Genomic DNA, 26656 nt, shown 5'->3' with positions numbered 1-26656 from the left:
TCTACTCCTGGATGTCCGGGGTGCGCCAGGCCAGATGCTGGCCCCCGTCGACGGCGATCATCTGGCCCGTCACCATCCGCGCGTCAATGAGCCACAGCACGGCCTCGGCCACCGCCTCCGGGCTGCCGGGCGTCTGCAACAGGGTGGCGCGCGCCTCGGCGGCGAATTCCTCGGGGGTCTGATGGATCGACGGCAGGGTCGGCCCCGGCCCCACGCCGTTGACCCGAATGCCCGGCGCCAGGGCCTGGGCCAGGGTCTGGGTCGCCCACCACAGCCCATTTCGCGACAGGCTGTAGGAGAAGAAGCGCGGGTCCGGCTTCAGCACCTTCTGGTCCAGCAGATTGACGATCGCCCCTTCCACCGTCTGGGCGGCGAAGGCCTCGGCCAGCACGATCGGCGCCCGCAGATTGGTCTCCAGATGCTTGTCCCAGCTGTCGCGCGTCAGGCCGCCGATCCGGTCGTCCTCGAACACCGAGGCGTTGTTGACCAGCACCGTGACCGGCCCCAGGGCCTCGGCCGCCGCCGGAACCAGGGCGCGCACCCGCGCCTCGTCCGTCAGATCGGCCTGCAACAGACAGGCGCGCCGCCCCAGGCCGCCGATGACCTCGGCCAGATCCCGCGCCGCCTCGCCCGAGGCGTGATGATGGATGGCCACATCGAACCCGGCCCTGGCCAGGGTCAGACAGATGGCCCGCCCGATCCGCCGCGCCCCGCCCGTAACCAGGGCGACGCCCCGCGCCGCAGAAGCGCCCGAAGCCGCCGGGACTTCAGTCAACCCGACCGAACTCGACCAGGTTCATCATGGCCATGACGGCGATGAAGCCGAAGATGATGCCGAGAGCCAGCATGGTGATCCTCCTGTTTCCCCAAGGCTTAGAGGCAGGCGGGGCGCGGTTCAAGCGGGGATGGGGGTGGGGGTGGGGGTGGAAGTTGACTCATGGCAGACGTCCGGAAGGTCCGCTCCCCGAGTGGCGCTTCTCCGAACGGAGCGGCGACGCGCAGGTGGAGCGCGACATGCGTGCAGCCAAGGCGCTTGCAACCTTGCATCGCAAGCTGCACCCTTCAGCGAGGAGTCGGGGAACTCCGTTGCCACCTTAAGCTTGGATGCCATCTGTGCGATCGATCTTTACGCAGAGTCCGTCTCGATGACGGGGCTAGTGTTTGACGTCCTTATCGACGATGCGCTGTCCAACATTACCTCGGCTGAACAGCTCAAGGGTCTCGTCAAAAAGCGAGTTCTTAGTCTGGTGAACGACTTCGAGGATACGAACTGGCGCTATCCCAAGTTCAAAAATTTTCTTTGGGATAACATCGCTCAGACGGCGCTATCCCAAAGGGAGCGCGCCTCGCTCGTCAATCAAAGCCATAGCAGCCTGGTTGCTGCGGCCAAGAACCTACGTCTGACCGACAAGGATGAGGTCGGGCAGGGCAGCGAGATCGCTGAAGTCTTCCTGTATGGGATCATGCGGCACCAATTTCATGCGCTGCCGGTCGTCCCGAAAATCTTCTACAAGCAGAACGTTCAGGACAATGCCAAGGGCGCCGATAGCGTCCACATTGTCGTTGATGGAGATGACTTCACACTCTGGTTCGGGGAGGCGAAGTTTTACAACTCCATCGAGGACTATCGCCTCGACGCCATAGTAGGGTCCGTCCTGGCGTCCCTTTCGACGGATAAGCTCAAAAAAGAAAATGCGATAATCACCAGCGTGTCCGATTTAGACGGACTGCAGATTGATACAAAATTACGCGGAAATATTCGAGCCGCGCTCAGCAACAGAGAGTCGATAGATAAACTCAAATCTAAAATTCACATTCCGATCCTAATATTACATGAATGCGGCGAAACGGCGAAATCTACGGATCTGTCGTCCTACTATAAGGATACAATAAAGTTATATCATCAATCAAGGGCGGAGGCGTACTTTTCTAAGCAGATGGCAAAGGCTAGTAACGTCCATAAATACGACGACGTCAGCTTTCATATCATTCTATTTCCGGTGCCGGACAAGAAGGTAATCGTCGACGCTTTTATGAAAACTGTTGCCTTCTACAAGGAGCAGGGATGATGGATGTTTTCGAAACCTGCCAGGAGATCAACAGCCTTCTCACCGCGCATAATGAACTAGCGGCGCGAAATCTTCTAATTCGTTTGCTGGCCGACCTCGAGCAAGCCGGGACGCCGTATCCGCAAGTCGTGAACCATATGATCCGGGAGACTGGCCTGTTTCCCTACCTCCAACTCGATGGCGCGCCTTGGGACGTCAAATACGTCCACCAGGCTTTCGAAGTGGATGTCGGCCGTCGGGTCGCAACTTTGCACCGAGAGCAGTCGAGCGTTCTGGCAAAGCTCCTGGACGGCACGAGCATCGCTGTCAGCGCGCCAACCAGCTTCGGTAAGAGCTTCATCATTGACGCATATATCGCGGCTAAGAAACCCGACACCGTAGTGATTATCGTGCCGACCATCGCGCTCATGGACGAGACGCGCCGACGTATATTCAAGAAATTCTCCAGAGATTATACGGTGATAACCGCGCCAGATACGGCGCTGGGCTCAAAGAATATACTCATTTTTCCGCAGGAACGGGCATTCGGATATTTGGACCTTCTCAACAAGATCGACCTACTTGTTGTCGACGAGTTCTACAAGGCAAGTCAAAAGCACGATAAGGAACGCGCACCCTCGCTGATAAAGGCGATATTGAAGCTCTCGAAAAAGTCGAAGCAGAGGTATTACCTAGCGCCAAACATCAAGAAGCTTGGAGACAACGCCTTCACTAAAGGCATGGAATTTATCGAATTACTTGACTTCAATACTGTATATCTCGCGATAAATGACCACTATACGGATATCGGTGGGAATGAAAAAAAGAAGGCCGAAAAATTGATTGAACTGATCTCGGCTGGAGATCAGAAAGCGCTCATCTATGCGGGAACATACGCTGATATTAAGCGAGTTTCCGATCTTGTCATAGATCACATGCCGAAAGTGGATAACTCTTACACTAACAATTTCGCGCAATGGCTTCGTGATAACTATAAGCCAGACTGGATATTGGCGGATCTCGCGGACCGGGGCGTCGGCGTTCACAATGGACGCATGCATCGTTGCATAAGTCAGCTTCAAGTAAAGCTTTTTGAATACGATAACGGCTTCAGCAATATTATCTCAACTTCTTCAATAATAGAGGGCGTTAATACATCTGCAGAGAATGTAGTTCTGTGGAGAAGTAAGATCGGAAAGAACAACCTTAAGGATTTTACATACAAAAATATCATTGGTCGCGGCGGCCGTATGTTCAAATATTTTGTAGGAAATATTCATCTACTTGACGCACCTCCAGCGGCTGAAGACGCTCAACTTGAGATCGAGTTCCCAGAGGAAATTCTTGGGACCTTGGACGAGACGGATGACGCCGACCAGCTGACTGATCGCCAAGTCGAGAAAATCATCGAATATAAAGTTCAGATGTCTTCGATTGTCGGTGAAGAAAATTTCGCTCGGATCAAGCGTCAAAACCTGCTCCACGACAGCGATGCGGATTTTTTACTGCGACTTGCAACGGACATGCGAAACTCTCCAGAAGACTGGAAAGGGTTCGCCTTCCTCAATTCCAACAACTCGTCCAACTGGGAAAGCACGCTGTACAAGGTGCTCAAGCTGAAGCCCAATGGCTGGGAGGCGCCATGGAGCAACGTCGTTACCGTAACCAAGGCTATCGCTAACAATTGGAAGCAGGATCTCTCTCAGATCATCCGCGCTTTAGAAGATTCAGGGATCGATATCGAGGAATTTTTCAAGCTCGAACGGGCGGTGACTTTCAAGCTATCGGCGCTGCTAAGCGATACGAACGAGTTGCATAAGTTGATCATCAACCCGTCCGTGGACGTCTCCGGCTTTGTCGGCCGCATGAGCCGCGCGTTCCTGCCCAGCGCTGTCTACCACCTTGAGGAATATGGTCTCCCACGGATGATCTCCAAGAAAATCCACCGTGCAGGCCTCATCAACTTCGAAGACCCTGACGTGGACCTTCTAGTTGCCTTGGAGCGGTTTAAGCAGCTAGGGCAGGGAAAGATCCTCGCGACGCAGTCGTTGAGCCGGTTTGACCGCTATGTTGTCAAATTCTTCTTTGACGGCATCACCGTGGACTGATGGCAGGGGCAAACGACTCGACGCGACTGCGAAGAGAACCATCACCAATCTGCAGCCCATCCTAGTTCCGGGCCAGAGTCTAGCTCGCCCCTGCTCCTCACGGTCCCAATGTCTGTTTTTCTGGAGCGGTGCCAACTTCCGGTGATGGCGCAATGCGCCCATGCTCCCTTTCAAAAGACCAGCCAATATCCCGCCCCCGACGGTTACCCCCCCCATGAACTGGCGCATCCACGTCGAACCCTTCACCCGTCCGCTCTTCTTCGCCTGGTCGCGCCTGACGCGCGGCAAGACCCTGGGCGTGCGGGCCGTGGCGACGGACGCCCAGAGGCGGGTGCTGCTGGTGCGGCACACCTATCTGAACGGCTGGTGGCTGCCCGGGGGCGGGGTGGATCGGGGCGAGACGACGCAGGCCGCCGTGGTGCGCGAACTGCGTGAGGAGGCCGGGCTGATCGCGCGGTTGGCGCCGGGCCTGGTGTCGATCCATTCCAATGAGCGGTTCTTTCCCGGCGATCACGTCGCCGTCTTCCTCATCGACGCCTTCGATCCGGGCGAACCGACCAGCCGCGGCGAGATCGCCGAGATCGGCTGGTTCTCCCCCGCCGCCCTGCCTGCCGACGTCAATCGGGGCTGTCGCGCGCGGCTGGCCGAAATCTTCGACGGCGCCCCAGTTTCCGACCTCTGGTGAGACGGAAACGATCCGCCGATCCGTTTCAGAACGGCCAAGCCTGTTCGGAAAGGATCGTTCTATGCCCGTCTCCCGTCGCCTGGCCCTGATGGGGCTGGCCCTCGGCGCCCTCTTGCCCAATGCCGCTCTGGCCCAATCGCGCGGAGATCGGCGGCGCCGTCGAACGGGGCCGCCCGCGGCGACCCCGGGGCCGTCCCAGACCGTCGCCTTCGGCCCCGATCCGCTTCAGGCCTATGACCTCTATGCCGACCGGGGCGCAGGACCGGTCCTGATGTTCGTCCACGGCGGCGGTTGGTCGCGAGGCGAGCGGACGCGGGTCAATGAGCTGCCGGCCTATGCCCGCCGCCACGGCCTGACCCTGGCCTCGACCGGCTATCGACTGGCGCCCGCCGTCAGCGCCCGCGAGTCGGCCATGGACGTCGCCGCCGCCGTGGCCGACCTGAAACGCCGCCTGCCCGGCCGGCCGCTCTATCTGATGGGCCATTCGGCCGGGGCGCATCTGGCCGCCCTGGTCGGAATCGACCCCGACTATCTGGGCGCGTTCGGGCTGAGGCCGTCGGATCTGGCGGGGGTGATCCTGCTGGACGGCGCCGGCTATGACGCCACGGCGCCGCGCGGGGACGGCCGCATCGACCAGTGGCTGGGCCAGACCTATGACCAGGCTTTCGGCGATCAGGCCGCCGCCCTGTCGCCCACCCTGCGCGTCCGCCCCGGCGTCGCCTATCCGCCCTTTCTGATCTTCCACGTGGCCCGGCGTCAGGATTCGGCCGTCCAGAGCCGGGGCCTGGCCGAGGCCCTGACCCGCGCCGGCGGCCGCGCCGAGGTCGTTCCCGCCCCCGACGACAGCCATATGACCATCAATCGGGGCTTCGGCGCCGCCGGCGATCCGGAGGGCGAACGCGCCGCCCGCTTCATCTCGGGCTAACAAAAGGCCGGCGACGTGCTAGCCAAGGCCCATGAACCCGTCTCTGTTCGCCATCCTCGTCGTCGTTCTGGCCGGGGGCGCCACCGCCCTTCAGGCGCCGACCAACGCCAAGCTGGCGACCGCCGTCGCCTCGCCGGTCAATGCGGCCTTCATCTCCTTCGCCGTGGGCACGACGGTGCTGGGCATCCTCGCCGCCCTGATGCAGACCCGGCCCGACATGGCCGCCGCCCGCGCCCTGCCCTGGTACGCCTGGCTTGGCGGGGTCTACGGCGCCTGTTTCGTGGTGGCCGCCGCCTGGGGCGTGCCGCGCCTGGGGGTGGCCATGACCATCACCCTGATGGTCGGGGGCCAACTGCTGCTCAGTTTGATCCTGGATCATTTCGGCGCCCTGGGGGTGCCGCGCCAGCCGCTGAACCTGGGCCGGATCGCCGGTGTGGGCCTGGTTCTGGCCGGCGTCCTTCTGGTTCGCCGCTCGTAAATCCAGACCCTCTCCCGCTTGCGGGAGAGGCAGCGCGTCGATCGCGCAGCGATCCAGCGACGGAGAGGGAAGTCTTCTTCCCTGAAGTGAAACTCCCCCATCGTCAGCCGTCTCGCTACACTCGACGAGCTGACACTTCCCCCGCAAGCGGGGGAAGGACATGCGCCGCCTCGCGCGAAGCCCTATATCCATCCCGATGACCGAGGAGACGCTCGATTCGACCTTGAAGGCCGCCGCCCTGATCGCCGACGAGGCGCGTCGGGCGCCCGACAAGCCGGGCGTCTATCGCATGTATGGCGAGGACGGCTCGTGCTTGTATGTCGGCAAGGCCAAGTCGCTGAAGAAGCGGATCGTCCAGTACGCCCAGGGAAGGTTCCACACCCAGCGGATTGGCCTGATGGTCTCGCTCACCCGGTCGATGGAGCTGGTGGTCACCGCCACCGAGACCGAAGCCCTGCTGCTGGAATCCAACTTCATCAAGAAGCTGAAGCCGCGCTTCAACGTCGTGTTGCGCGACGACAAGTCCTTCGCCGAACTGATGATCCGCAGCGACCACCGCGCCCCCCAGATCCGCAAGCATCGCGGCGCCCACACCACGCCGGGCCAGTATTTCGGGCCCTTCGCCTCGACCTGGGCGGTGAACCGGACCCTGAACACCCTGCAGAAGGCCTTCCTGCTGCGCTCCTGCTCAGACAGCGTCTACGAGACCCGCACCCGCCCCTGTATGCTGCACCAGATCAAGCGCTGCTCGGCGCCCTGCACCGGCCTGATCTCGCTTGAGGACTATGGCGAATTGGTCACCGAGGCCGAAGCCTTCCTGCGCGGCAAGTCACGGGCCGTCATCAGTCGCCTGTCGCAGGAGATGCAGGCCGCGTCCGACGCCATGGACTTCGAACAGGCCGCCCGGGTCCGCGACCGCATCCGCGCCCTGTCGGCCATCTCGATGGAGAACTCGGTCAGCGCCGACAGCGTGGCCGAGGGCGATGTCTTCGCCCTGCACACCGACGGCGGCCAGGCCTGCGTCCAGGTCTTCTTCTATCGCGCCGGCCAGAACTGGGGCGGCCGCGCCTACTTCCCCCGCGTGGACAAGACCGACACCGACCCGGAGATCCTGGCCGCCTTCCTGGGCCAGTTTTACGAGGACAAGCCGATCCCCCGCCTGATCCTGTCCAACGTCCGGCCGCACGAGCTGGAACTGCTGGAAGAAGCCTTTTCGATGAAGGCCGACCGCAGGGTCGAGATCGCCAAACCCCAGCGGGGCGAGAAGCTGGCCCTGGTCGACCACGCCCTGACCAATGCGAAGGAGGCCCTGGGCCGCCGTCTGGCCGAAAGCTCCGCCCAGGGCAAGATCCTGGACGAGGTGTGCGAGGCCTTCGGCCTGGAGGCCCGGCCCGAGCGGATCGAAGTCTACGACAACGCCCACATCCAGGGGACCAATGCGGTGGGCGGCATGATCGTGGCCGGCCCGGAAGGCTTCCAGAAGTCCCAGTACCGCAAGTTCAACATCCGGGGCGAGGACCTGACGCCCGGCGACGACTACGGCATGATGCGCGAGGTCATGCGCCGCCGCTTCGCCCGTCTGATCAAGGACGAAGAGGAGGGCGAGGAAGTGGTGCGCCCGGACCTGCTGCTGATCGACGGCGGCGCGGGCCAGCTGGCCGAGGTTCTGGCCGTCATGGCCGACCTGGGCCTGGACGACATCGCCGTGGTGGGGGTCGCCAAGGGACCGGATCGCGACGCGGGGATGGAGAAGTTCTTCATGCCCGGCAAGCCGCCCTTCATGCTGCCGCTGAAGTCCCCGGCCCTCTATTATCTCCAGCGGCTGCGCGACGAGGCCCACCGTTTCGCCAACGGCGCCCACGCCAAGCGCCGCTCGATGGACATCCGCAGGAATCCGCTGGACGAGATCGAAGGGGTCGGCCCGGGCCGCAAGAAGGCCCTGCTCCACGCCTTCGGCTCGGCCAAGGGCGTCGGCCGCGCCTCCGTCGCCGACCTGGTCAAAGTGGACGGCGTCAGCCAGGCCCTGGCCGAACGCATCTACGCCTTCTTCCATCCCCAGGCGCGGTGATTCAGGGCTAGGCGCGATCCGGCGCACGCTCCAGGCTTCGAAACACCTCCTGCGCCAGCAGCTTGGCGGGACCGCCCGAGCCGCGCGCCGACACCAGGGCGATCTCGCTGTCGTGCAGGGCGGGCAGGGTCTTCACCACCGCCAGATCGCGCGGCGCCATGGCGGCCGGCAGAACTCCGACGCCCAGCCCCGCCCGTAGCGCCGCCATCTGACCGGCAAGACTGGGCGAGGTGAAGGACGCCCGGAATCCGATCCCCGCCGTCTCCAACGCCTGTAGCGCGCGCTTGCGATAGATGTCCGGCGCAGGCGCGATGATCAGGGGCAGCGGCGAGGCCTCCGCGACCGAGGCGTCTTGGGCCACCCAGACCAGCGGCTCGCTCCACACCTTCAGCCCCAGGTCGGCGCCCCCGGCCTCGCGCTTGACCAGGGCCAGGTCCAGCAGTCCGCGCGACAGCTGATCCAGCAGATTGGCGGTATAGTCGCATGTCACCGACAGCCGGATGCGCGGATGGCTGCGCGCGAAGGCCCCCAGTATGCCCGGCAGATGAACCGTGGCGATGTCTTCCGGCGCCCCGAACCGCACCTCGCCCTCGGGCTCGCCGTCGCTCAGCGTGGCGATGATTTCGTCGTTCAGCTTCAACAGCCGCCGCGCCTGGGGCAGCAGGGCCGCCCCCTCGGTGGTCAGCCCCACCCTGGCGCCGCCCCGGTCCAGCAGCGGCGCCCCGAGCTGCTGCTCCAGCCGCCGCATCTGCAAGCTGACGGCCGGCTGGGTCAGGCCGCGTTGCTGGGCCGCCCGGGTGAAGCTGTGGGTTTCGACCACCGTCACGAAGGTCCGCAGCAGATCGATGTCGAGACTGGTCACGCCATAACTGTTCGTTATGTCGCACATCAAGTCAATAAACTGGCGCGTCTGGCGCGGGGCGGGCAAAGGGCCCGCCACTGAGTTTTGGAGCCCCCATGCCCGATATCGCCGCCGGTCTCGGACTGCTGTCCTCGCCCGCCATCCTGTTCTTCTTCGTGGGCGCGGCTGCGGCCTTCGCCCGGTCCGACCTGTCCATACCGGAGCAGGTCGCCAAGGCGATCTCCCTTTATCTGATGCTGTGCATCGGCTTTCGCGGGGGTGTGGAAGCGCGCGAGGCTGGGCTTCAGGGCGACTTTCTGACAGCCGGGGCTCTGGGATTGGCGCTCAGCGCCCTCATGCCGCTCCTGGCCTTCATCCTGCTGCGGTGGACGTCGCGACTGGATCGTCCGACCCTGTGCGCCCTCGCGGCGACCTATGGATCGGTGTCGGTTGTGACCTTCGCCGCCGGTCAGCAGCATCTGACCGACCTGGGTCTGGCGCCCGGCGGCTATATGGCGGCGGTGCTGGCCCTGATGGAGACGCCGGCGATCCTGACCGCCCTGGTCCTGATGCACGGCGCCGGCCGCGAGCCGTCGACCGGCCGGGGCGTCGTCCTGCGCGAAGTTCTGGTCGGAGCGGCGACGGTGATGCTGCTCGGCAGCTTCCTGGTCGGCCTCATTTCAGGCGAGGCGGGGCTGAAGAAGCTGGACCTGTTCGTCAATCCGCTGTTCCAGGGCGCCCTGTGCTTCTTCCTGCTGGACCTGGGTCTGACCGCCGCGCGCAGCCTGATGACGGATCGGCGCAAGCTGACCTGGCCGGTGATCGGTTTCGCCCTCGGCTTCCCCGTCCTGTCGGCAGGCGTCGCCCTGGCCCTGGGACGACTGGCGGGTCTCGGACTCGGCGACGCGGCCATGCTGGCCGTCCTCGCGGGCTCGGCCTCCTACATCGCCGTGCCCGCCGCCATGCGGGTCGCGGCGCCCAAGGCCGATCCCGGCGTCTTCGTCACCGCCTCCCTGGCCGTAACCTTTCCCTTCAACCTCGTGATCGGCATCGCCCTCTATACGGCGGCCGCAGTCTGGCTGTGGGCCTAGACGCCTGACCCACGGGGGAGCGGAACCGGAGAGGCGACGGCGATTTTTCCCGCTTTCACCTCTCCCCCGTCCCGAGATTGGGTCCTATACCCCCCCCATGTCCGATCCGTCCAAAGACCCTCTCCTGTCAGGTTATCGCCGCTTCCGCGCCGAACACTGGCCCGAGGCGCGCGCCGAGTACGAAACCCTGGCTGAAAAGGGCCAGACGCCGCACACCCTGATCGTCGCCTGTTCCGACAGCCGCGCCGATCCGGCCCTGATCTTCGACGCCAAGCCGGGCGAGTTGTTCGTCGTCCGCAACGTCGCCAATCTGGTTCCGCCCTATGAACCGGACGGCAAGCTGCACGGGGTTTCTGCGGCCCTGGAGTTCGGGGTCAAGGTTCTGGGCGTCAAACGCATAGTCGTCATGGGCCACGCCCACTGCGGCGGGGTCAACGCCATGATCCACGGCGCGCCCGACGTCGTCGCCGACTTCGTGGCCCCCTGGATCGCCCAGGGGACGCCGGTGGTTCAGCACGTCGCCGAAACCGTCGCGCCGAACGAACTGGAGCGCGCCGCCGAAGAGGCCGTGGTGCGTCTGTCGATCCGAAACCTGCGCACCTTTCCCTGGATCGCCGAGCGTGAAGCCAAGGGCGAACTGGAGCTCAGCGGGCTTCATTTCGGAATCGCCGACGGCGTCCTGACCGCCCTCACCGACAAGGCGAGGTTCGAGCCGTTGGGGTGACGACCGCCTTCCCCGGCTCACCTATTCTTGTTATGTTCACCCCATGGCCACCAACGTCCACCTGACCCCGGAACTGGAGCAGTTCGCTCGAGATCGTGTGAAGACAGGCCGCTATGCCAGTATGAGCGAAGTGGTTCGCGACGGTCTGCGCCTTCTGCAGGATCAGGAAGTGGCGCGTCAAAGCGCGGAAGCTGCTCGACGGGAAGAACTGGCCCGGCAGCAGGAAGAAAGCGCGCGCCGTCAGCTGGCGTTCAAGGCCATGTTGGACCGGTGGAGCGCCATGCCCTCGATCGACATAGGCCCCTGGACCCGCGAAGAGCTGTACGATTGAGGATCGCCCTCGATACGAACGTCATCGTCTACGCTGAAGGGCTCAACGGTCCCGCACGACGCGCTGCGGGCAGACGACTGATCGACCGGCTTCATGCGGATCATGAGCTCATTGTCGCCGCCCAATGCCTGGGAGAGTTGCACCGCGTGCTGACCGGCAAGGCGCGAATGACACCCGCAATGGCGTCGGAGATCGCGGACAGTTGGCGACGCCTCGCAATCGTGCCCGCGACCAGCGAAGCCGTCGTCTTCTCGGCCTTTGAACTAGTCGCCACCCACCCGCACCAGATCTGGGACGCCATCATCCTATGCGCTGCCGCCGAAGCCGGCTGCGGCCTTCTGCTTTCCGAAGACATGCAGGACGGCTTCGTCTATCGAGGCGTCACCGTCGCCAATCCGTTCGCGGAGACGCTTCACCCCCTGCTCGCGTCCCTGCTGGAGATCCCGTCATGACCGCGCCCGCCCTCCGCGCCAATCCGATCCCCAACATCCTGACGGGCATCCGCCTGTTCGCCGGGGTGGTGATGTTCGCCATGCTGGCCGGCGCCGCGCCGGGGGCTCTGGACGCCTGGCTGTCGCCGGAAACCCAGCTGAAGTTCGGCCTGTGGGCCTTCTGGATCTTCGTCATCGCCGCCTCGACCGACTGGGTGGACGGCTTTTTGGCGCGGCGCTGGAACGCCACCACCCGCTGGGGCGCCATTCTGGACCCGATCGCGGACAAGGTTCTGATCACCGGGGCCATTCTGGGCGTCTTGGCGTCCGGCTCCCTGCCGGGCATCGCCCTGCCCTGCGGCCTGATCCTGTTCCGTGAGTTCGCGGTCTCGGCCCTGCGCGAGACCATGGCGGGGCGCATCGAACTGCCCGTCACCCTGGCCGCCAAATGGAAGACCACGGTCCAGATGGTGGCGCTGGCGGCCCTGCAACTGACCCTGCTGTGGGACGCCTTCGGCCTTCAGAACGAGGACGGCTCGCCCCTGTCCTGGCAGCCGGCCTTCGAATCCTTCGCCGTCTTCCTGATCTGGTTCGCCGCCGTCATCACCCTGTGGACCGGCTGGCAGTATTTCCGCGAAGCTCGGCGCCAGATGCAGGATCTTTAGGGTCTCAGCGTCAGACCCGCAGGCGTCGCCTCAAAGGCCGACAGCCGCCCCAGATAGCTCATGCCCAACAGGGAATAGGCAAGCCCCTCTTCGACCACCAGGGCCTGGACCCGCTCGACCCGCGCGCCTGCGACCGAGACCGCCGCCAGTTCGACGGGCGCGGCGCGGGCCAGGCCTGAGGCGGTCTGCACCCGCCCCGTAAAGGCGTCCGGCTCCGGATCGACGCCCAGCCGTCGCGCATCGGCCCGCGTCAGGGCCACCACGCTGGCGCCCGTGTCGATCAGAACCCGCACGGCCCGGCCCTCGATCGTCGCCTGGGCCCAGTAGTGACCGTCCGGCCCCTTCACCACCTGGGTCGCGGTCCCAGAAGCCGGCGCGGGCGCGACGACGAGGCGTTCCGGCTGGGCCGCCGCCAGGGCGGGGTCGCCGCCGTCCAGGTGACGGATCGCCAGGGCCGTCGCGAACGAGGCCGCCAGAGAGGCGCCCAGCACGACGACAGACTGAAGATCGATACGGATCATGCCCTTTCAATAACCGTCGCCCGTTGGGATGCGGTGAAGCGACGTGGCTGACGAAGTCTTAAACGCCCATCCCCCCGACCCCGCCCCCTCAGCCCAGTTTGGCGGGGTCGATCCGGCCGCGCCGCGACGGCAGTTCCGCCATGATCCGCGTCCGCTCTTCCTCCCCCAGGGCGCGCCAGCCGGCGATCTCCTTCAGCGTGCGAAAACAGCCCAGGCACAGGCCGCTTTCGCCATCGACCGCGCACACCATGACGCACGGCGTGGCGATCGCCTTCGGCGGAAGCCGGGGCGGGCTGGGCGCGCTCAACGCGACATCTTCATAAAAATTGCTCCGATTACTGACTTAAAAATTTGCATTTTGGACGGAGATGGCTATCTTGGTCATCGACGCGAAACGACTGATGGTGAGATCCCTAGGTACGACGCGTCTCTTTTCATCGTTCTGCGAAAGGAGACGCCAAGATGAACGATAAGGAGCGCAACCTCCAACACGCCATGATGTCCTTCGCCCTGTGGGGCGGGATGCTGGTCAACAGTCGGCACATGCCGTCTAACTCGGGACGGGCGGCCAGCCATCCGTCCAACTTCGTACCCTATACGCCCAAGAAACGCTGACGGCTTCGCGAGCCGGACGTGCAGGAGCCCCGGTCCCGACCGGGGCTTTTGCAATTCCGACCTTGCCTGACGCGACGGCGGCGGACGATGAGAGGGGGAACAAGGGAGACGACCCATGGGGCTGATTGCCGAAACCCGCCAGGGCGCGGTGCTGATCTGGACGCTGGACCGTGAGGCGCGGCTGAACGCCCTGCCCGACCTGGGCGACGGCGATGAATTCGCTGAGGGCTGCGCCCGCGCGAATGCGGACATGACGGTCAAATGCGTCGTCCTGACCGGGGCGGGGCGGGCCTTTTCGGCCGGGGGCGATCTGACCGCCATGCGCGACCGGCGGGACCTGTTCGAAGGGTCAGGCGCGGAGATTCGCGCACGCTATCGTCGCGTCGTCCACCGGATCGTCCGCAGCCTGTATGATCTGGAGATTCCGCTGGTCTCGGCGGTCAACGGCCCGGCCATGGGCCTGGGCTGCGGCATCGCCGCCACAGCCGACATCCGCATCGCCTCGGACCGGGCCAGCTTCGGCGTGCCGTTTATGAAGCTGGGCATCATTCCCGGCGACGGCGGGGCCTGGCGGCTGCCGCGCGACGTCGGCTACGCCCGCGCCGCTGAAATGCTGTTCACCGGGCGCAGCATCGACGCCGAGACGGCCGAGCGCTGGGGTCTGGTCAACCGCGTGGTTCCCCACGACCGGCTGATGGACGAGGCCCTGATCACCGCCGGTGAAATCGCCGCCCAGCCGCCCCAGGCCCTGCGCATGGCCAAGACCCTGATGCGCCAGGGCCGCGACCAGACCTTCGAACAGATCCTGGAGCTGTCGGCGGCCATGCAGGCCCTGGCCCATATGACCGACGACCATCTGGAAGGCGTCGCCGCCGTGCTGGAAAAGCGGCCGGCGGATTTCACCGGCCGCTGATCCGACCCCTTACTTCTGTCCCGCCGCGCGCATGGCCTGGTCGGGGCCGACGCCGGCGGCGACCGGACGGGCGACGCCGGCTTTTTGACCAGGCTTCATGAACTTCACCAGGACGCGCTGGCCGATCAGGAAGGGGGTGTCGTCGGCCGAGACCACGACCTCGACCACCCGCTCGTCGGTGCGGGCCGAAGGATCTTCGGACTGCAGCTGGCGGGCGCCGAAGACGGCGGCGCGGCGCAGGACGCGGCCGACTGAAATCTTGGTGGGATCGCCTTCGGGGGTCAGTTCGACCTCCTGGCCGACCGTGACGTTGGGCAGGTCGGCCTCGACGATCTCGGCGCGAACGATGCGGTCGGTCTCGGGCTCCAGATCGAACATGGCCGTGACGTTCAGGGTCGAGGCGCCGGCGCCCGGCTGGGCGTAGCGGCGGGCGATGCGGCCGTTCATCGGGGCGCGGATCACCGTCAGCTCCTGATTATAGCGCGCCTCGTCCAGGCGGGACTGGGCGGTCTGGACGGCGGCGTTCTGGGACGCCATACGGGCCTCGGCCTGGGCGATCTGGTCGCGGGCCTGGTCCAGACGCTGGGCGGCGACGAAGTTGGTCGCGGCCAGTTTCGACAGCCGCTCATATTCGCGGCGGGCCGTCGCCAGCTCCACCCGCGTCATGCCCAGCTGGGCGCGCGCCTCGGACACCGCAGCCGCCGCGCTCTGGGCCGCCAGACGGGTCTCGTCGTCTTCCTGGCGGGCCAGGATCTGGCCGGCGACCACCTTGTCGCCCTCATTGACGAAGACTTCGCGGACCACGCCGCCGCGACGGGCGGCGACCTTGATCACCCCGCCCTCGACGTCGGCCTTGCCGTTGGCGATGGCGGCGTAGGGGCTGTCGATCTTCTGGGCGGCGGCCTTTTCGACCTCGGCCTTCTTGGCCGCGCCGGCCTTGCTGAAGGCCATGAAGCCGACGACCAGGATCACGATCAGGATCAGGCCGATCCAGAGCCACTTGTTTTTGAGAAAGGCGGGCATGACGGTTCAGTCCGTTCGAAAAGAGCTTAGTGGGACGCCAGCTGGGCGTCGGGATCAGGGATGCGGCGTTGATCGTCCAGGATCTTGCCGTCTTCGATGTGGATGACCCGGTCGGCCCAGGCTTCCAGGCGCGGGTCGTGGGTCACGCAGATCACGGCGGCGCCGTGTTCGGTGGCGGCCCGGCGGAGCAGCCGAATGACGACCTGGCCGTTTTCGCCGTCCAGCGCCGAGGTCGGTTCGTCGGCGAACAGGATCTGCGGGTTCTTGGCCAGGGCGCGGGCGATGGCGACACGCTGCTTCTCGCCGCCTGACAGGGCGCTGGGCCGTTGGTTCAGGCGATGGCCCAGGCCGACTTCTTCCAGGGCGGTGGTGGCGCGCTTCTTGGCCTCCGACGGCGACAGGCCCTGATATTTCAGCACCGTCATCACCTGTTGGAGCGCCGTGAGCGACGGGAACAGGTTGAAGCCCTGGAAGATGAAGCCGCAGTGATCCAGCCGGAACTTGTCGATCCGGCCGGAGCCGTATTTCCACAGGTCGTCGACGTCCAGAATGTCCACCCGCCCCTCTTCGGGTTTCAACAGGCCGGACAGATTGGCGATCAGGGTCGACTTGCCCGAGCCGGACGGCCCCATGACCATGGTCAGGTCGCCGTGCCGCGCATCGAAATCGACGCCCTTCAGCACCTCGACCCAGCTGCGGCCCGTCTTGAACCGCTTGACCAGACCCTTGGCCTCGATGGCGAAGTCGCCGTGCTTGCCGTGGACTTTGGTATGAACGCTCATCGCAGCAGGTCCGCAGGCTGGCTCTTCTTCAGGACGCCCAGCGACAGGAAGCCGGACACGAGGGCGATCACCACCAGCATGGCCGAGACCATCATCACCATGGTGGGCGGGAAGGACATGGTCAGACCCGAGCCGGCGGCCAGCAGGCTGACGGCCCAAGTCAGGACGAAGGCCGCCAGGACCCCGGCGATCCCGACCCAGAAGCTGAGTTCCAGCACGATCCGCCGCAGCGACCCCATGGAGACGCCGAGCGCCCGCAGAGAGGCGAACTCCTTGATGTTCGCCATGATGGCGCCGCGCAGGGTCTGCCAGGTGATGGCCACCCCGATCAGAATGCCCAGGAACAGCGAGAAGCCCAGCATGATGGCGATGAAGCTCTCCTTCATCATCGCCCCCTCATTGGCTTTCGCCAGATCCTGGCGCGTCCAGGCCTTGAACTGGCCGTTCGAGATGGCGTTCAGCTGAGCCACCACGATCGGGGCGCGCGCCGGATCCTTGATCTGGACCATCAGCGGCCCGACCCGTTCGCCGGTGTTGGCCTCGCCCAGCATCCGCAGGGTGTCGCGCGACATGACGACCGTGGCCTGCATCATATTGGGATAGCCTTGGGTCACGGCCGCGACCCGCACGGTCTTGCCGTTATAGGTGGCCTGGTCGCCCAGTTTGACGCCCAGCCGTCCCAGGGCGGTCTGGTCCACCGCCACCGCATAGGGCTGGCGCAGGGCCTCGACCAGATCGTCGGAATAGTCGACGGGCACCGTCACCGCGCCGGGCATGGCGTCGATGGTGGTGACGTTGACGAACTCCATCTTCTTGGCGCCGGGGGCGGCGGGCTCGGCGCCCGGCTCCTTGTCCTTGACGATGTTCTGCCAACGCCCGCCGGACCCGTCCAGGTCGGCGACGGCCAAGACCTCGGGGTGCTGATAGACCACCGGCATGATGCGCCGCGGCACGCCCGAGGGGCCGCCGTTGAACAGGGCCGTGGCCCCGGGGCTCAGGATCATGATGTCGGCGCGGGCGCGGTCGATCTGGGCCGTGAAGGCCTTGCCGATCCCCATGAACATGCCGACCTGGGCCAGCACCAGCAGGCCGGAAAAGGCGAGCGCCACAATGGCCGCCATGTAGCGGCGCCACTCGTAGAGCAAGGTTGATAGTGCAAGCGACATGGTCGTCGATAAACCCCCGGTATGGGGTCTATCTGACCGGCGCGTGCCTCAGCGCCAAGTTAAATCGGGGTAAGGCTTCGCATCGGCGCGATTGCGAGGGACCGATCGAAGGACTATCGGCGTCTGGCTCTTGGCGGCGTCGATGAAACGGCGCTAGTTACAAGATAACAGGCGGATCAGCCCGGTCCCGCGCTCTGGAGGAAGTTTCCAAATGTCCCTGCCGTCCCTTCGTCTCACCGCCTCGCTGGCCGCCCTGGGCGCCGCGACCGTCGTCCTGTCCGCGCCTGCGACTCCCGCCAAGGCCGATGAGGGCATGTGGACCTTCGACAACTTCCCCATCGCCACGGTGAATGAGAAATACGGCACGAACCTCGACCAGGCCTGGCTGGATCGGGTGCGCAACGCCGCCGTGCGTCTGCAGGGCTGTTCAGCTTCGCTGGTTTCGGGCGAAGGCCTGATCCTGACCAACCACCACTGCGTCGTCAGCTGCGTTCAGGACCTGTCGGACGCCCAGAACGACTACGTCAAGAACGGCTGGATGCCGGCGACCCGCGAGGAAGAGAAGAAATGCCCCGGCCAGACGGCCGAGATCCTGACCGACATCACCGACGTCACCGACCGCGTCACCGCCGCCGGCGCCGGGCTTGAGGGCGCCGCCTTCGTGCGCGCCCGCGCGGCCGAGATCGACAAGATTCAAAAGGAAGTCTGCGGCGACGATCAGAAGCTGACCTGCCAGGTGATCAGCCTCTATCGCGGGGGTCAGTACAAGCTCTACAAGTTCCGCAAGTACGAGGATGTGCGTCTGGTCTTCGCGCCCGAGTTTCAGGCGGCCTTCTTCGGCGGCGATCCGGACAATTTCAACTTCCCGCGCTACGCCCTGGATGCGGCCTTCCTGCGCGCCTACGAGGACGGCAAGCCGGTCTCCACGCCGAACCACCTGACGTGGAACCCCAATGCGCCCAAGGAAGGCGACGTCACCTTCGTCGCCGGCAACCCCGGCTCGACCTCGCGCCTGTTGACCATGGCCCAGCTGGAGGTCCTGCGCGATCAGCAGCTGCCGATCACCCTGATCCAGACCTCGGAACTGCGCGGCCGCCTGCTGGAATATGCGACCACCAGCGAAGAGGCCAAGCGGGTCTCGGTCGATCCGATCTTCGGCCTGGAGAACAGCTTCAAGGTCTATTACGGCCAGCAGGGCGCCCTGACCGACCCCGCCTTCATGGCCAAGAAGCGCGCTGAGGAGCAGGAGCTGCGCCAGCGCGTCGCGGCCGACCCCGCCCTGGCCCAACGGATCGGCGATCCCTGGGCCGAGCTGGAGCGCGCCGCCGCCGCCCAGCGCGACCTTTACCTGCCTTATCGCCAGCTGGAATCGGGTCCGCGCTCGCAGCTGTACAGCTACGCCAAGGCCATCGTCCGCGCCGCCAAGGAGCGGGCCAAGCCTGCGGCCGAACGCCGCGCCGGCTATTCCGAGGCGGACATCGCCGCCCTGGGCCGCCGCCTGGCGCAGGACGCCCCGATCTCCGACGACATCGAGAAGATTCAGATGTCGTTCTGGCTGTCCAAGACCCGCGAATATCTGACGGTGGACAATCCCAGCGTTAAAGCCCTGCTGGGCAAGGAAAGCCCCGAGCAGATCGCTGAGCGCACCGTCGAGGGCACCCGCCTGGCCGATCCGGCCTTCCGCGCCGAAGCCCTGGCCATGACGCCGGAACAGCTGGCCGCCTCGGGCGATCCGATGATCCAGTTCGTTCTGGCCAATGACGACGCCGCCCAGGCCGTCCGCACCCAGTGGGAAGCGGCCGTGTCCGGCCCGACCAGCCGCGCCGCCGAAAAGATCGCCCAGGCCCGGTTCGCGGTCTACGGAACCAACCTCTATCCCGACGCCACCTTCTCCCTGCGCCTCTCCTACGGCCAGGTTAAGGGCTGGACCTATCGTGGCGTGACGGTGGAGCCCTTCACCTATATCGGCGGTCTGTACGAGCGGAATACGGGCGCCGAGCCCTTCAACGCGGCCGAAGACTGGCTGGCGGCCGAGGGCAAGGTGAACAAGTCGACCGTCTATGACTTCGTCTCGACCAACGACATCATCGGCGGCAACTCGGGCTCGCCCGTGATCAACGCCAAGGGTGAAGTCATCGGCGCCGCCTTCGACGGCAACATCCACTCGCTGGGCGGCAGCTTCGGCTATGACGGCGAGTTGAACCGCACGGTCACGGTCTCGACCGCCGCCATCACCGAGGCCCTGCGCACCGTCTACAACCAGCCGCGCCTGCTGCGCGAACTGGGCGTGCGGCGGTAAAGGCCGGGTCATAAAGTCTCCTCCCCGCTTTGCGGGGAGGGGGACCGCCCCCGGGTCCCGCCTTCGGCGAGCCCGAGGACAAGCTCCGCGGTGGAAGGGCTCTTCACCACCGCACCGGCGCCTGTCATGTATCTCAGAGCCCCTCCGTCACGGCGCGAAGTCGCGCCGCGCCACCTCCCCATCGCGGAGCGATGGGGAGGAGACTTCAAGGACCACCCCCATGCGCCTCGCCCTTCTCGCCTCCGCCGCCGTCCTCGCCGTCGCAGCCGCCTCTGCGGCCTCCGCCGAAGAAGGCATGTGGACCTTCGACAACTTCCCCATCGCCCGCGCCAACCAGGCGCTGGGAACCGACATCGACCAGGCCTTCCTGGACCGGGTGCGGTTGTCTTCGGTCAAGTTCGGCGGCTGTTCGGCGGGCGTGGTCTCGGGCCAGGGCCTGGTGATGACCAACAATCACTGCGTCGCCACCTGCGTCGCCAACCTGTCCACGCCCCAGGTGAACTACGCCGAGACCGGCTTCCTGCCGAAGTCGCGCGAGGAAGAGCTGAAATGCCCCGGCGCCACGGCCGAAATCCTGACCGACATCTCGGACGTCACCGAGCGGATGCACAAGGCCGGCGCCGGTCTTGAAGGCCAGGCCTTCACCCAGGCCCGCGACGCCGAGGCCGGGCGGATCGAAAGCGAAGCCTGCGGAAACGACCCCAAGATCCGCTGCCAGGTCGTCAGCCTGTACCGGGGCGGCCAGTTCAAACTCTACAAGTACCGCAAATATTCCGACGTCCGCCTGGCCTGGGCGCCTGAGGATCGGGCCGCCACCTTCGGCGGCGATCTGGACAACTTCTCCTTCCCCCGTTTCGCCATCGATGCGGCCTTCATCCGCCTGTACGAGGACGGAAAGCCGGTCGAGACCCCGACCCATTTCGCCTGGAACCCGAACAAGCCGACCGAGGGCGAGGCCGTCTTCATCTCCGGCAACCCCGGCGCCACCCAGCGCCTGCTGACCATGGACCAGCTGACCACCATTCGCGACGTGGTGCTGCCGCTGGACCAGTTGATCGCGTCGGAGCTGCGCGGCCGGCTGATCCGCTATTCCGAAGAGGGCGAGGAGCAGGCCTTCATCGCCATGGACCCCATCGTGGGTCTGGAGAACACCTACAAGCGCGGCCGCGGCCGGATGGCCGCCCTGATCGATCCGGCCTTCATGGCTCGTAAAGCCGAGCAGGAAGCCGACTTCCGCGCCCGCGCCGCCGCCTCCGGCGTCGATCCCTGGTCCAACCTCAGCGCGGTCCAGCCGGTCGCCCGCGAACTCTATCCCTCCATGGCGCTGCTGGAGGGCGGCACGGGCCTGGGCACGACCTCGGTCGCCGGGGGATCGCAACTGTTCAGCTATGCCCGCACCCTGGTGCGCGGCGCCCAGGAGCGGGCCAAGCCGTCCGACCAGCGTCTGCCCGAGTTCGCCGACAGCCGTCTGTCGGGCCTCGAGTCCCGCCTGTTCGCCGAACGTCCCACCTATCCCGAGCTGGAGCAGATCCGGCTGGAATGGTGGCTGTCCAAGACCCGGGAGTGGCTGACGGTCGACAATCCTTCCGTCCGCACCCTGCTGGGCAAGGAAAGCCCCGAGGGCCTGTCGGCTCGCCTTGTCGCCGGCACGACCCTGGCCGATCCGGCCGTGCGCCGCGCCCTGTGGACCGGCGGTCTGGCAGCCGTCCAGGCCTCGACCGATCCGATGATCCAGTACGCTTTGGCGATCGACGCCGATGCTCGCGCCGTCCGCAACGCCTGGGAGACCCGCGTCCAGGCCCCGACCGACCGCGCCTCGGAACAGCTGGCCGCCGCCCGCTTCGCCGCCTATGGCGACGCCGTCTATCCCGACGCCACCGGCACGCTTCGCCTGACCTACGGCCAGGTCGAAGGCTCCGACGTTCCGGGCCAGCGGTTCGCCGCCTTCACCACCTTCGCCGGCCTGTGGGACCGCGCCACCGGCGCCGAGCCCTTCGCCGTCGCGCCCAAACTGCTCGCGGCCAAGGACCGGATCGACCCGAACGCGGTCATGGACATGGCCGTCTCGACCGACACCATCGGCGGCTCCTCCGGTTCGCCCGCGATCAACGCCAGGGGCGAGATCATCGGCGCCAACTTCGACTCCACCGTCCTGACCCAGCGCAACGCCTACGGCTACGACCGCGCCGTCAACCGCAGCGTCATCGTCACCACCCAGGCCGTCACCGTGGCCCTGCGCGACGTCTATGGCATGGACCATCTGGTGCGGGAGCTGGGCGTTTCCCCAGACCGGGAGCGGTGAGCGACATCGCCTTCCGCGCGGCGATCCTCGACGACGTCGCCGCGCTTCATCCCCTGATCGAGCGCGCCTATCGGGGCGAGACGGCCAAGGCCGGCTGGACGCATGAGGCGGACCTGCTGTTCGACACCCGCACCAGCGCCGAGGAACTGTCGGCCCTGATCGCCGATCCCGACCGGGTCATTCTGCTGGCCCACCGCAACGGCGCCCTGGTCGGCTGCGTCCAGGTGGCCCGCGTCGGCGACGGCCGGACCTACCTCGGCATGCTGACGGTCGAGCCCATCCTGCAAGCCTCCGGCCTGGGCCGCCGTCTCCTCGCCGCCGCCGAGAGCGAGGCCGTGACCCGCTTCGCCGCCCGCCGCATGGAGATGACCGTCATCCACCGCCGCGCCGAACTGATCGCCTGGTACGAACGGCGCGGCTACCGCCCCACCGGCGAGACCCGCCCCTTCCCCGTCGACCCGCCCCGGTCTGAGCTGGAGTTCGTGGTGTTGGAGAAGGGGCTCTAGGCCTCTTCTTCTTTCGTCATTCCGGGCGAAGGGCCGCTTGGCCCGTAGACCCGGAACCCAGCGGCGCCGAAGGCGAAATCTATCCGCCGCATGATGTTGAAAGACATTATCCGCGACAGGTTCGCGCTCTCGCGCGCCGCTGGGTTCCGGGTCTCCGCTACGCTTCGCCCGGAATGACGAAAACAAAGGGTCCTTGCAAAACGGACACCCGTGTCCATTTAAGCGCGTCACCATGTCGCGCCCCGCCCCCAAAACCCTCCGCAAGGACGTCATCCACAACCGCGCCGCCCTGCTTCAGGCCGCGCGCGCGGTCTTCGCCGACCACGGCCTGGACGCCCCGCTGGACCTGATCGCGGAAAAGGCGGGCGTCGGCCGGGGCACCCTGTATCGTCATTTCGCCGACCGCACCGAACTGGCCCTGGCCGTGCTCGAGGCCGACGTCGCCGACCTGGGCCGCCGCACCGCCGAACAGGGCGAGGCGCCGGAGACCTTCTTCTGGTTTCTGGACCGGTTGGCCGAGGACATGATCCGCAACGCCGGCCTGGCGGGCCTGGTGCGGAACGTTCGGTCGCCCGACGCGCTTACGCCCCTGCGGCAAAGCTTGATGGAGGCGGGCGCCGCCCCTCTGCAACGCGCCCAGGCGGCCGGCCTGGTGCGAAAGGATCTGCGGCCGATGGACATTCGCCTGATCGCCACCCTGCTGGGCGCCGGCTTCCAGGGCGCCGATGAAGCCGAGCGTCAGGCTGTGTCCCAGCGCACCCGCGCCCTCCTCATGGACGGCCTGCGCCCCCGGGCCGAGGCCTCCTGATGGCTCGTCGCGCCGATCACAACTGGCATCTGCCGTGGGACCAGTATCTGGCGACGCTGAAACCGCACGAGCGGCCCACCCTGCCCGGCTCGCCCGCCACGCCCGACCACACGGCCTGGCTGAGGCTTCAGTACGCCCTGACCGGCGTCCTGGTGGCCCTGGTCGGCAGTCTGGGCAATGCGGCCGTGACCGCCAACCTCTCCAATCTTCAGGGGTCGTTGGGGATCACACCGAGCGAGGCGGCCTGGTTGCCGGTCGTCTTCGTCATGACCAACGCCTGTATGAACCTGATCCTGTTCAAGTTCCGCCAGCAGTATGGCCTGCGCCTCTTCACCCAGATCTGCCTGACCGCCTTCGTCGTCACCTGCGCCGCCCACCTGGCCGTCGACAACTATGAATCGACCCTGTTCGTCCGGGCCGTGGCCGGCATGGCGGCGGCGGGGCTCAGCAGCCTGGGCTTCCTCTATATGATCCAGGCCTTTCCGGCCCAGCATCGGCTGAAGGGCCTGGTGATCGGCATCGGCCTGTCCAGCTTCGCCGTCCCCATCGCTCGCCTGATCATGCCCAGCCTGCTTCAGCTGGACGACTGGCGCGCCTTCTATACCTTCGAACTGGGCATGGCGCTGCTGGCCTGGGCCGCCGTCCAGGTGTTGCGACTGCCCCCGTCCGAGCGGCTGAAACTGTTCGAGCCGCTGGACTTCGTCACCTTCGCCCTGTTCGCCCCCGGCGTGGCCCTGCTGGCCGCCGTTCTGGGCCTGGGCCGGATCGTCTGGTGGACCGAGGCCGCCTGGATCGGCTGGGCTTTGGCGGGGGCGATCCTGCTGCTGACCGCCGCCTTGACGGTCGAATACAACCGCAGAAATCCGCTGATCAATGTGCGCTGGCTGACCGGCCCCGACATCCTGCGCCTGTTCGGCGCCATCCTCTTGATCCGGATTACCCTGTCGGAACAGACCTCGGGCGCCGTGGGCTTTCTGACCGTTGTGGGTCTGGGGCCGGATCAGCTGCACGGCCTGTTCCTGGTCATCCTGCTGGCCATGATGGCCGGGACGGCGGTCGCCGCCCTCACGCTGGACATGACCCGGCTGAACCTGCCCATCGCCATTGCCCTCGGCCTGATCGCCGTCGGCGCCTATATGGACAGTCACGCCACCGTCCTGACCCGCCCGGCCCAGCTCTATGTCAGCCAGGCCCTGGTCGCCTTCGCCTCGGCCCTGTTCGTCGGCCCGGCCCTGCTGATCGGGGTGGGCAAGGTGCTGCAACAGGGCGCCCGCAACATCATCAGCTTCATCGTCATGTTCAGCGTGCTTCAGAACCTGGGCGGCCTGGCCGGTTCGGCCCTGATCGGCACCATCCAGGTGGTGCGCGAGAAATTCCATTCGAACCAGCTGGCCGCCGACATCACCAGCCTGGCCCCCCAGGTGGTTCTGCGCCTGCGCCAGCTGTCCGGCGCCTACGCCTCGACCGTCACCGACCCCGCCCAGCTGAACGCCGAGGGCGTGGCTCTGCTGACGCGCCAGGTGACGCAGCAGGCCAATGTCCTCGCCTATAACGACGTCTTCTTGATCATCGCCGGGGTCGCCGGCCTGGGCTGCGCCTGGGTTACGGCGGTCCATCTGCGCCCCCGCCTCAAGGCGCGCCGTCAGGCGAAACGGGAGGCCCGAAACACGCCCACGCCCGACGCCGCAGCTGTCGCCGCCGCCGACTGATCTCCGAAAGCCCCCCATCCGATGACCGACACAGCCCCCGCTCCCTCCGCTCCGCCCGCCTCTGCCGCCCCTGCCGCGCCGGAACCCCGCAAGCGCGTCCTCTGGGCCGTGGTGGCGGCCATCGTCGCCGTCTTCGCCGTCGGCCTGGTCCTCTACGCCTGGCGGCTGCCGCCCTTCACCGGCCATGTCCAGCGCACCGACAACGCCTATGTGCGCGGCCAGGTGACGATCATCAGCCCCCAGGTCAGCGGCTATGTGACGGCCGTGCCGGTCCAGGACTTCCAGAGGGTCCAGCAGGGCCAGCTTCTGGCCCAGGTCGACGACCGTATCTACCGCCAGAAGCTGGAACAGGCCGAGGCCGCCCTGCACTCCGCAGAGGCGGCCCTGTCCAACTCGACCCAAAGCCAGGCGTCCGCGCGCGGCGCCGTGGCCCAGCAACGCGCCTCGATCGCCGCCGCCCAGGCCGCCCTGACCAAGGCCCAGGCCGACGCCGACCGCGCCCGCACACTGAAGGCCGGCGGCTGGGTGTCGCAATCCAATGTCGATATCGCCGTCGCCGCCCTGCGCAGCGCCCAGGCCCAGCTGGCCCAGGCCCAGGCCGCCGAGGGCGTGGCCCAGACCGGCGTCACCTCGGCCGTGGTCAACCGCGACAGCCTGGCCGCCTCGGTCGAGAACGCCCAGGCCGCCGTCCGTCTGGCCCAGATCGACTTGGCCAACACCCGCATCATCGCCCCCCGCTCCGGCCGCCTGGGCGAGATCGGCGTGCGCCAGGGCCAGTATGTCACCGCCGGAACCCAGCTGATGGGTCTGGTCCCCGACGTGGTCTGGGTCACGGCCAATATGAAGGAGACCCAGATGCGCGACATCCGGGTCGGTCAGCCGGTCGAGATCACGGTCGACGCCCTGGGCGGTCAGAGCCTGCGCGGCCGCGTCGAACGCATCGCCCCCGCCGCCGGCAGCGAGTTCAGCGTCATCCGCCCCGACAACGCCACCGGCAACTTCACCAAGGTCGCCCAGCGCATCCCCATCCGCATCCGGCTGGATTCCGGTCAACCGGCCCTGGAGCGCCTGTCGCCCGGCATGTCGGTGGTGGCCAGGGTGGATACCGGTCGCTGACGGAACCCGCCTGCGCGCCCCGCGCTCCCTCATCAGCAAGGGAGACCATCATGGATGACATTCAGACCGAGGGCCGCAAGAAGAACGGCGCTGAGCCGTTGGGCAAGCCGGACGCCCTGACGCCAGAGGCAGACGTGAAGAAGGTGGGCGACCAAGAGCGGCGCAGCGCCGGGCCCGACGGGCCTGATGCGGCCGAAGTGGGCGACACCTTCAAGCGACAGCCCTGATCGTCCCGGCCTGATCACTCCGTTCTGATTTCTCTCATGACCGGCCGGACGACAGGCGCGCGGCCAGCAGATGCACGTCGTGCGCCCGCATCCGTTCGAAATTGCCCAGACCCAGGGCCAAGGCGCGCATCACCTCGGTCTGGCGGGTGTGTTCGGGATGCTGCGGCAAGGACGCCTCGGCCCGCGCCAGCTCCGCATCCAGCTCGGCCATCATATCGGCCAGAATTCCGTCATTCATCTGATCCTCCGTCACGCCGCCGACCGCCGCAGTCGG

At 66.2% G+C, this 26656-nt stretch carries 28 protein-coding genes; 20 read left to right on the top strand and 8 right to left on the bottom strand.

The annotated features are described in order from the left end of the window. Position 1: 1 nt before the first annotated feature. A complete protein-coding gene (locus JL11_RS06600; protein ID WP_054764961.1) occupies positions 2 to 775 on the bottom strand; it encodes an SDR family oxidoreductase in 774 nt (257 codons plus the stop codon). On the opposite strand from JL11_RS06600, the gene JL11_RS06595 reads away from it, so the two are divergent. The 6 genes from JL11_RS06595 to uvrC all read left to right on the top strand — a co-directional run bounded on the left by JL11_RS06595 (position 687) and on the right by uvrC (position 8312). Beyond that, a complete protein-coding gene (locus tag JL11_RS06595) occupies positions 687 to 2069 on the top strand; it encodes a HamA C-terminal domain-containing protein (protein WP_197273351.1) in 1383 nt (460 codons plus the stop codon). The two genes, JL11_RS06600 and JL11_RS06595, sit on opposite strands and share 89 nt — an antisense overlap. Next, the gene (locus tag JL11_RS06590) at positions 2066 to 4156 is read left to right on the top strand and encodes a DEAD/DEAH box helicase (RefSeq protein WP_197273350.1); all 2091 of its coding nucleotides are present in this window, start codon (positions 2066 to 2068) and stop codon (positions 4154 to 4156) included. The genes JL11_RS06595 and JL11_RS06590 overlap by 4 nt, the downstream gene beginning before the upstream one ends. Positions 4157 to 4370: 214 nt before the next feature. Further along, positions 4371 to 4841: an NUDIX domain-containing protein gene (locus JL11_RS06585; protein ID WP_054764960.1), complete on the top strand. Its 471-nt coding sequence runs from the start codon at positions 4371 to 4373 to the stop codon at positions 4839 to 4841. A 61-nt stretch (positions 4842 to 4902) separates the two neighbouring features. After that, the gene (locus tag JL11_RS06580; protein ID WP_054764959.1) at positions 4903 to 5766 is read left to right on the top strand and encodes an alpha/beta hydrolase; all 864 of its coding nucleotides are present in this window, start codon (positions 4903 to 4905) and stop codon (positions 5764 to 5766) included. A 31-nt stretch (positions 5767 to 5797) separates the two neighbouring features. Further along, a complete protein-coding gene (locus JL11_RS06575) occupies positions 5798 to 6244 on the top strand; it encodes a DMT family transporter (protein WP_054764958.1) in 447 nt (148 codons plus the stop codon). 196 nt (positions 6245 to 6440) lie between these two features. Next, complete coding sequence (uvrC, locus tag JL11_RS06570) at positions 6441 to 8312, top strand: excinuclease ABC subunit UvrC (RefSeq protein WP_054764957.1); 1872 nt, start codon at positions 6441 to 6443, stop codon at positions 8310 to 8312. A 7-nt stretch (positions 8313 to 8319) separates the two neighbouring features. Here uvrC and JL11_RS06565 read toward each other — a convergent pair whose 3' ends face one another. Beyond that, positions 8320 to 9174 carry a LysR substrate-binding domain-containing protein gene (locus JL11_RS06565; RefSeq protein WP_152949673.1) on the bottom strand — a complete coding sequence of 285 codons (855 nt, stop codon included), beginning with the start codon at positions 9172 to 9174 and terminating at the stop codon, positions 8320 to 8322. 95 nt (positions 9175 to 9269) lie between these two features. Between JL11_RS06565 and JL11_RS06560 the strand changes: the two genes are divergently transcribed. The 5 genes from JL11_RS06560 to pgsA all read left to right on the top strand — a co-directional run bounded on the left by JL11_RS06560 (position 9270) and on the right by pgsA (position 12395). Next, entirely contained in the window at positions 9270 to 10244 is a 975-nt protein-coding gene (locus JL11_RS06560) for a sodium-dependent bicarbonate transport family permease (RefSeq protein WP_054764955.1), read from the top strand. Between the two features lie 97 nt (positions 10245 to 10341). Beyond that, on the top strand, positions 10342 to 10968 hold the full coding sequence (locus JL11_RS06555; protein ID WP_054764954.1) for a carbonic anhydrase: 627 nt from the start codon (positions 10342 to 10344) through the stop codon (positions 10966 to 10968). Between the two features lie 43 nt (positions 10969 to 11011). Continuing rightward, a complete protein-coding gene (locus tag JL11_RS06550; protein ID WP_054764953.1) occupies positions 11012 to 11299 on the top strand; it encodes a type II toxin-antitoxin system ParD family antitoxin in 288 nt (95 codons plus the stop codon). Further along, entirely contained in the window at positions 11296 to 11751 is a 456-nt protein-coding gene (locus JL11_RS06545) for a PIN domain-containing protein (protein ID WP_054764952.1), read from the top strand. Before JL11_RS06550 ends, JL11_RS06545 begins: the two co-directional genes overlap by 4 nt. After that, entirely contained in the window at positions 11748 to 12395 is a 648-nt protein-coding gene (gene pgsA, locus JL11_RS06540) for a CDP-diacylglycerol--glycerol-3-phosphate 3-phosphatidyltransferase (RefSeq protein WP_054764951.1), read from the top strand. The genes JL11_RS06545 and pgsA overlap by 4 nt, the downstream gene beginning before the upstream one ends. Here the strand turns inward: pgsA and JL11_RS06535 are convergent. Then, the gene (locus JL11_RS06535; protein ID WP_054764950.1) at positions 12392 to 12916 is read right to left on the bottom strand and encodes a retropepsin-like aspartic protease family protein; all 525 of its coding nucleotides are present in this window, start codon (positions 12914 to 12916) and stop codon (positions 12392 to 12394) included. The two genes, pgsA and JL11_RS06535, sit on opposite strands and share 4 nt — an antisense overlap. Positions 12917 to 13004: 88 nt before the next feature. Further along, the gene (locus JL11_RS06530) at positions 13005 to 13223 is read right to left on the bottom strand and encodes a DUF1289 domain-containing protein (RefSeq protein ID WP_054764949.1); all 219 of its coding nucleotides are present in this window, start codon (positions 13221 to 13223) and stop codon (positions 13005 to 13007) included. Between the two features lie 155 nt (positions 13224 to 13378). Between JL11_RS06530 and JL11_RS17655 the strand changes: the two genes are divergently transcribed. Together JL11_RS17655 and JL11_RS06525 are read left to right on the top strand one after the other, a co-directional pair. Then, a complete protein-coding gene (locus tag JL11_RS17655) occupies positions 13379 to 13531 on the top strand; it encodes a hypothetical protein (protein ID WP_007390126.1) in 153 nt (50 codons plus the stop codon). Positions 13532 to 13646: 115 nt separating this feature from the next. Continuing rightward, positions 13647 to 14444, top strand: coding sequence for a crotonase/enoyl-CoA hydratase family protein (locus JL11_RS06525; RefSeq protein ID WP_054764948.1), 798 nt, complete (start codon positions 13647 to 13649; stop codon positions 14442 to 14444). A gap of 9 nt (positions 14445 to 14453) precedes the next feature. Here the strand turns inward: JL11_RS06525 and JL11_RS06520 are convergent, their stop codons facing one another. Genes JL11_RS06520 through JL11_RS06510 form a run of 3 tightly spaced genes read right to left on the bottom strand, consistent with a single transcriptional unit; the run spans position 14454 to position 17415 of the window. Beyond that, positions 14454 to 15467, bottom strand: a complete 1014-nt coding sequence (locus JL11_RS06520; protein WP_054764947.1) for an HlyD family secretion protein — start codon at positions 15465 to 15467, stop codon at positions 14454 to 14456. A 26-nt stretch (positions 15468 to 15493) separates the two neighbouring features. Further along, positions 15494 to 16249: an ABC transporter ATP-binding protein gene (locus JL11_RS06515; protein WP_054764946.1), complete on the bottom strand. Its 756-nt coding sequence runs from the start codon at positions 16247 to 16249 to the stop codon at positions 15494 to 15496. Beyond that, positions 16246 to 17415 (bottom strand): ABC transporter permease, encoded by a 1170-nt coding sequence (locus JL11_RS06510; protein WP_054764945.1) that lies wholly within the window; start codon positions 17413 to 17415, stop codon positions 16246 to 16248. Before JL11_RS06510 ends, JL11_RS06515 begins: the two co-directional genes overlap by 4 nt. A gap of 211 nt (positions 17416 to 17626) precedes the next feature. On the opposite strand from JL11_RS06510, the gene JL11_RS06505 reads away from it, so the two are divergent. The 7 genes from JL11_RS06505 to JL11_RS17650 all read left to right on the top strand — a co-directional run bounded on the left by JL11_RS06505 (position 17627) and on the right by JL11_RS17650 (position 26382). Then, on the top strand, positions 17627 to 19714 hold the full coding sequence (locus JL11_RS06505; protein ID WP_054764944.1) for a S46 family peptidase: 2088 nt from the start codon (positions 17627 to 17629) through the stop codon (positions 19712 to 19714). Positions 19715 to 19934: 220 nt separating this feature from the next. Then, positions 19935 to 22016: a S46 family peptidase gene (locus JL11_RS06500; protein ID WP_054764943.1), complete on the top strand. Its 2082-nt coding sequence runs from the start codon at positions 19935 to 19937 to the stop codon at positions 22014 to 22016. Next, on the top strand, positions 22013 to 22522 hold the full coding sequence (locus tag JL11_RS06495) for a GNAT family N-acetyltransferase (protein ID WP_054764942.1): 510 nt from the start codon (positions 22013 to 22015) through the stop codon (positions 22520 to 22522). The genes JL11_RS06500 and JL11_RS06495 overlap by 4 nt, the downstream gene beginning before the upstream one ends. A gap of 232 nt (positions 22523 to 22754) precedes the next feature. Next, positions 22755 to 23330, top strand: a complete 576-nt coding sequence (locus tag JL11_RS06490; RefSeq protein ID WP_054764941.1) for a TetR/AcrR family transcriptional regulator — start codon at positions 22755 to 22757, stop codon at positions 23328 to 23330. Next, the gene (locus tag JL11_RS06485; protein WP_054764940.1) at positions 23330 to 25039 is read left to right on the top strand and encodes an MFS transporter; all 1710 of its coding nucleotides are present in this window, start codon (positions 23330 to 23332) and stop codon (positions 25037 to 25039) included. The genes JL11_RS06490 and JL11_RS06485 overlap by 1 nt, the downstream gene beginning before the upstream one ends. A 21-nt stretch (positions 25040 to 25060) precedes the next feature. Continuing rightward, the gene (locus JL11_RS06480; protein ID WP_054764939.1) at positions 25061 to 26155 is read left to right on the top strand and encodes an HlyD family secretion protein; all 1095 of its coding nucleotides are present in this window, start codon (positions 25061 to 25063) and stop codon (positions 26153 to 26155) included. A gap of 50 nt (positions 26156 to 26205) precedes the next feature. Further along, positions 26206 to 26382 (top strand): hypothetical protein, encoded by a 177-nt coding sequence (locus JL11_RS17650; RefSeq protein ID WP_182714330.1) that lies wholly within the window; start codon positions 26206 to 26208, stop codon positions 26380 to 26382. A gap of 34 nt (positions 26383 to 26416) precedes the next feature. On the opposite strand, the gene JL11_RS06475 is transcribed toward JL11_RS17650, so the two are convergent. After that, positions 26417 to 26620, bottom strand: a complete 204-nt coding sequence (locus tag JL11_RS06475; RefSeq protein WP_054764938.1) for a hypothetical protein — start codon at positions 26618 to 26620, stop codon at positions 26417 to 26419. Positions 26621 to 26656 lie beyond the last annotated feature (36 nt).

It is taken from the genome of Brevundimonas sp. DS20 (assembly GCF_001310255.1).
Lineage (GTDB): Bacteria > Pseudomonadota > Alphaproteobacteria > Caulobacterales > Caulobacteraceae > Brevundimonas > Brevundimonas aurantiaca.
The sequence above is the reverse complement of the archived record's forward strand: the minus strand, read 5'-3'. Positions and strand labels throughout refer to the sequence as shown.

Excerpts from the sequence above, each read along its gene's own strand:
- JL11_RS06595 (WP_197273351.1), top strand. The coding sequence starts at position 687 with ATGGCCCGCCCGATCCGCCGCGCCCCGCCCGTAACCAGGGCGACGCCC.
- JL11_RS06590 (WP_197273350.1), top strand. The coding sequence starts at position 2,066 with ATGATGGATGTTTTCGAAACCTGCCAGGAGATCAACAGCCTTCTCACC.
- JL11_RS06585 (WP_054764960.1), top strand. The coding sequence starts at position 4,371 with ATGAACTGGCGCATCCACGTCGAACCCTTCACCCGTCCGCTCTTCTTC.
- JL11_RS06580 (WP_054764959.1), top strand. The coding sequence starts at position 4,903 with ATGCCCGTCTCCCGTCGCCTGGCCCTGATGGGGCTGGCCCTCGGCGCC.
- JL11_RS06575 (WP_054764958.1), top strand. The coding sequence starts at position 5,798 with ATGAACCCGTCTCTGTTCGCCATCCTCGTCGTCGTTCTGGCCGGGGGC.
- uvrC (WP_054764957.1), top strand. The coding sequence starts at position 6,441 with ATGACCGAGGAGACGCTCGATTCGACCTTGAAGGCCGCCGCCCTGATC.
- JL11_RS06560 (WP_054764955.1), top strand. The coding sequence starts at position 9,270 with ATGCCCGATATCGCCGCCGGTCTCGGACTGCTGTCCTCGCCCGCCATC.
- JL11_RS06555 (WP_054764954.1), top strand. The coding sequence starts at position 10,342 with ATGTCCGATCCGTCCAAAGACCCTCTCCTGTCAGGTTATCGCCGCTTC.
- JL11_RS06550 (WP_054764953.1), top strand. The coding sequence starts at position 11,012 with ATGGCCACCAACGTCCACCTGACCCCGGAACTGGAGCAGTTCGCTCGA.
- pgsA (WP_054764951.1), top strand. The coding sequence starts at position 11,748 with ATGACCGCGCCCGCCCTCCGCGCCAATCCGATCCCCAACATCCTGACG.
- JL11_RS06535 (WP_054764950.1), bottom strand. The coding sequence starts at position 12,916 with ATGATCCGTATCGATCTTCAGTCTGTCGTCGTGCTGGGCGCCTCTCTG.
- JL11_RS17655 (WP_007390126.1), top strand. The coding sequence starts at position 13,379 with ATGAACGATAAGGAGCGCAACCTCCAACACGCCATGATGTCCTTCGCC.
- JL11_RS06525 (WP_054764948.1), top strand. The coding sequence starts at position 13,647 with ATGGGGCTGATTGCCGAAACCCGCCAGGGCGCGGTGCTGATCTGGACG.
- JL11_RS06520 (WP_054764947.1), bottom strand. The coding sequence starts at position 15,467 with ATGCCCGCCTTTCTCAAAAACAAGTGGCTCTGGATCGGCCTGATCCTG.
- JL11_RS06515 (WP_054764946.1), bottom strand. The coding sequence starts at position 16,249 with ATGAGCGTTCATACCAAAGTCCACGGCAAGCACGGCGACTTCGCCATC.
- JL11_RS06510 (WP_054764945.1), bottom strand. The coding sequence starts at position 17,415 with ATGTCGCTTGCACTATCAACCTTGCTCTACGAGTGGCGCCGCTACATG.
- JL11_RS06505 (WP_054764944.1), top strand. The coding sequence starts at position 17,627 with ATGTCCCTGCCGTCCCTTCGTCTCACCGCCTCGCTGGCCGCCCTGGGC.
- JL11_RS06500 (WP_054764943.1), top strand. The coding sequence starts at position 19,935 with ATGCGCCTCGCCCTTCTCGCCTCCGCCGCCGTCCTCGCCGTCGCAGCC.
- JL11_RS06490 (WP_054764941.1), top strand. The coding sequence starts at position 22,755 with ATGTCGCGCCCCGCCCCCAAAACCCTCCGCAAGGACGTCATCCACAAC.
- JL11_RS06485 (WP_054764940.1), top strand. The coding sequence starts at position 23,330 with ATGGCTCGTCGCGCCGATCACAACTGGCATCTGCCGTGGGACCAGTAT.
- JL11_RS06480 (WP_054764939.1), top strand. The coding sequence starts at position 25,061 with ATGACCGACACAGCCCCCGCTCCCTCCGCTCCGCCCGCCTCTGCCGCC.
- JL11_RS17650 (WP_182714330.1), top strand. The coding sequence starts at position 26,206 with ATGGATGACATTCAGACCGAGGGCCGCAAGAAGAACGGCGCTGAGCCG.
- JL11_RS06475 (WP_054764938.1), bottom strand. The coding sequence starts at position 26,620 with ATGAATGACGGAATTCTGGCCGATATGATGGCCGAGCTGGATGCGGAG.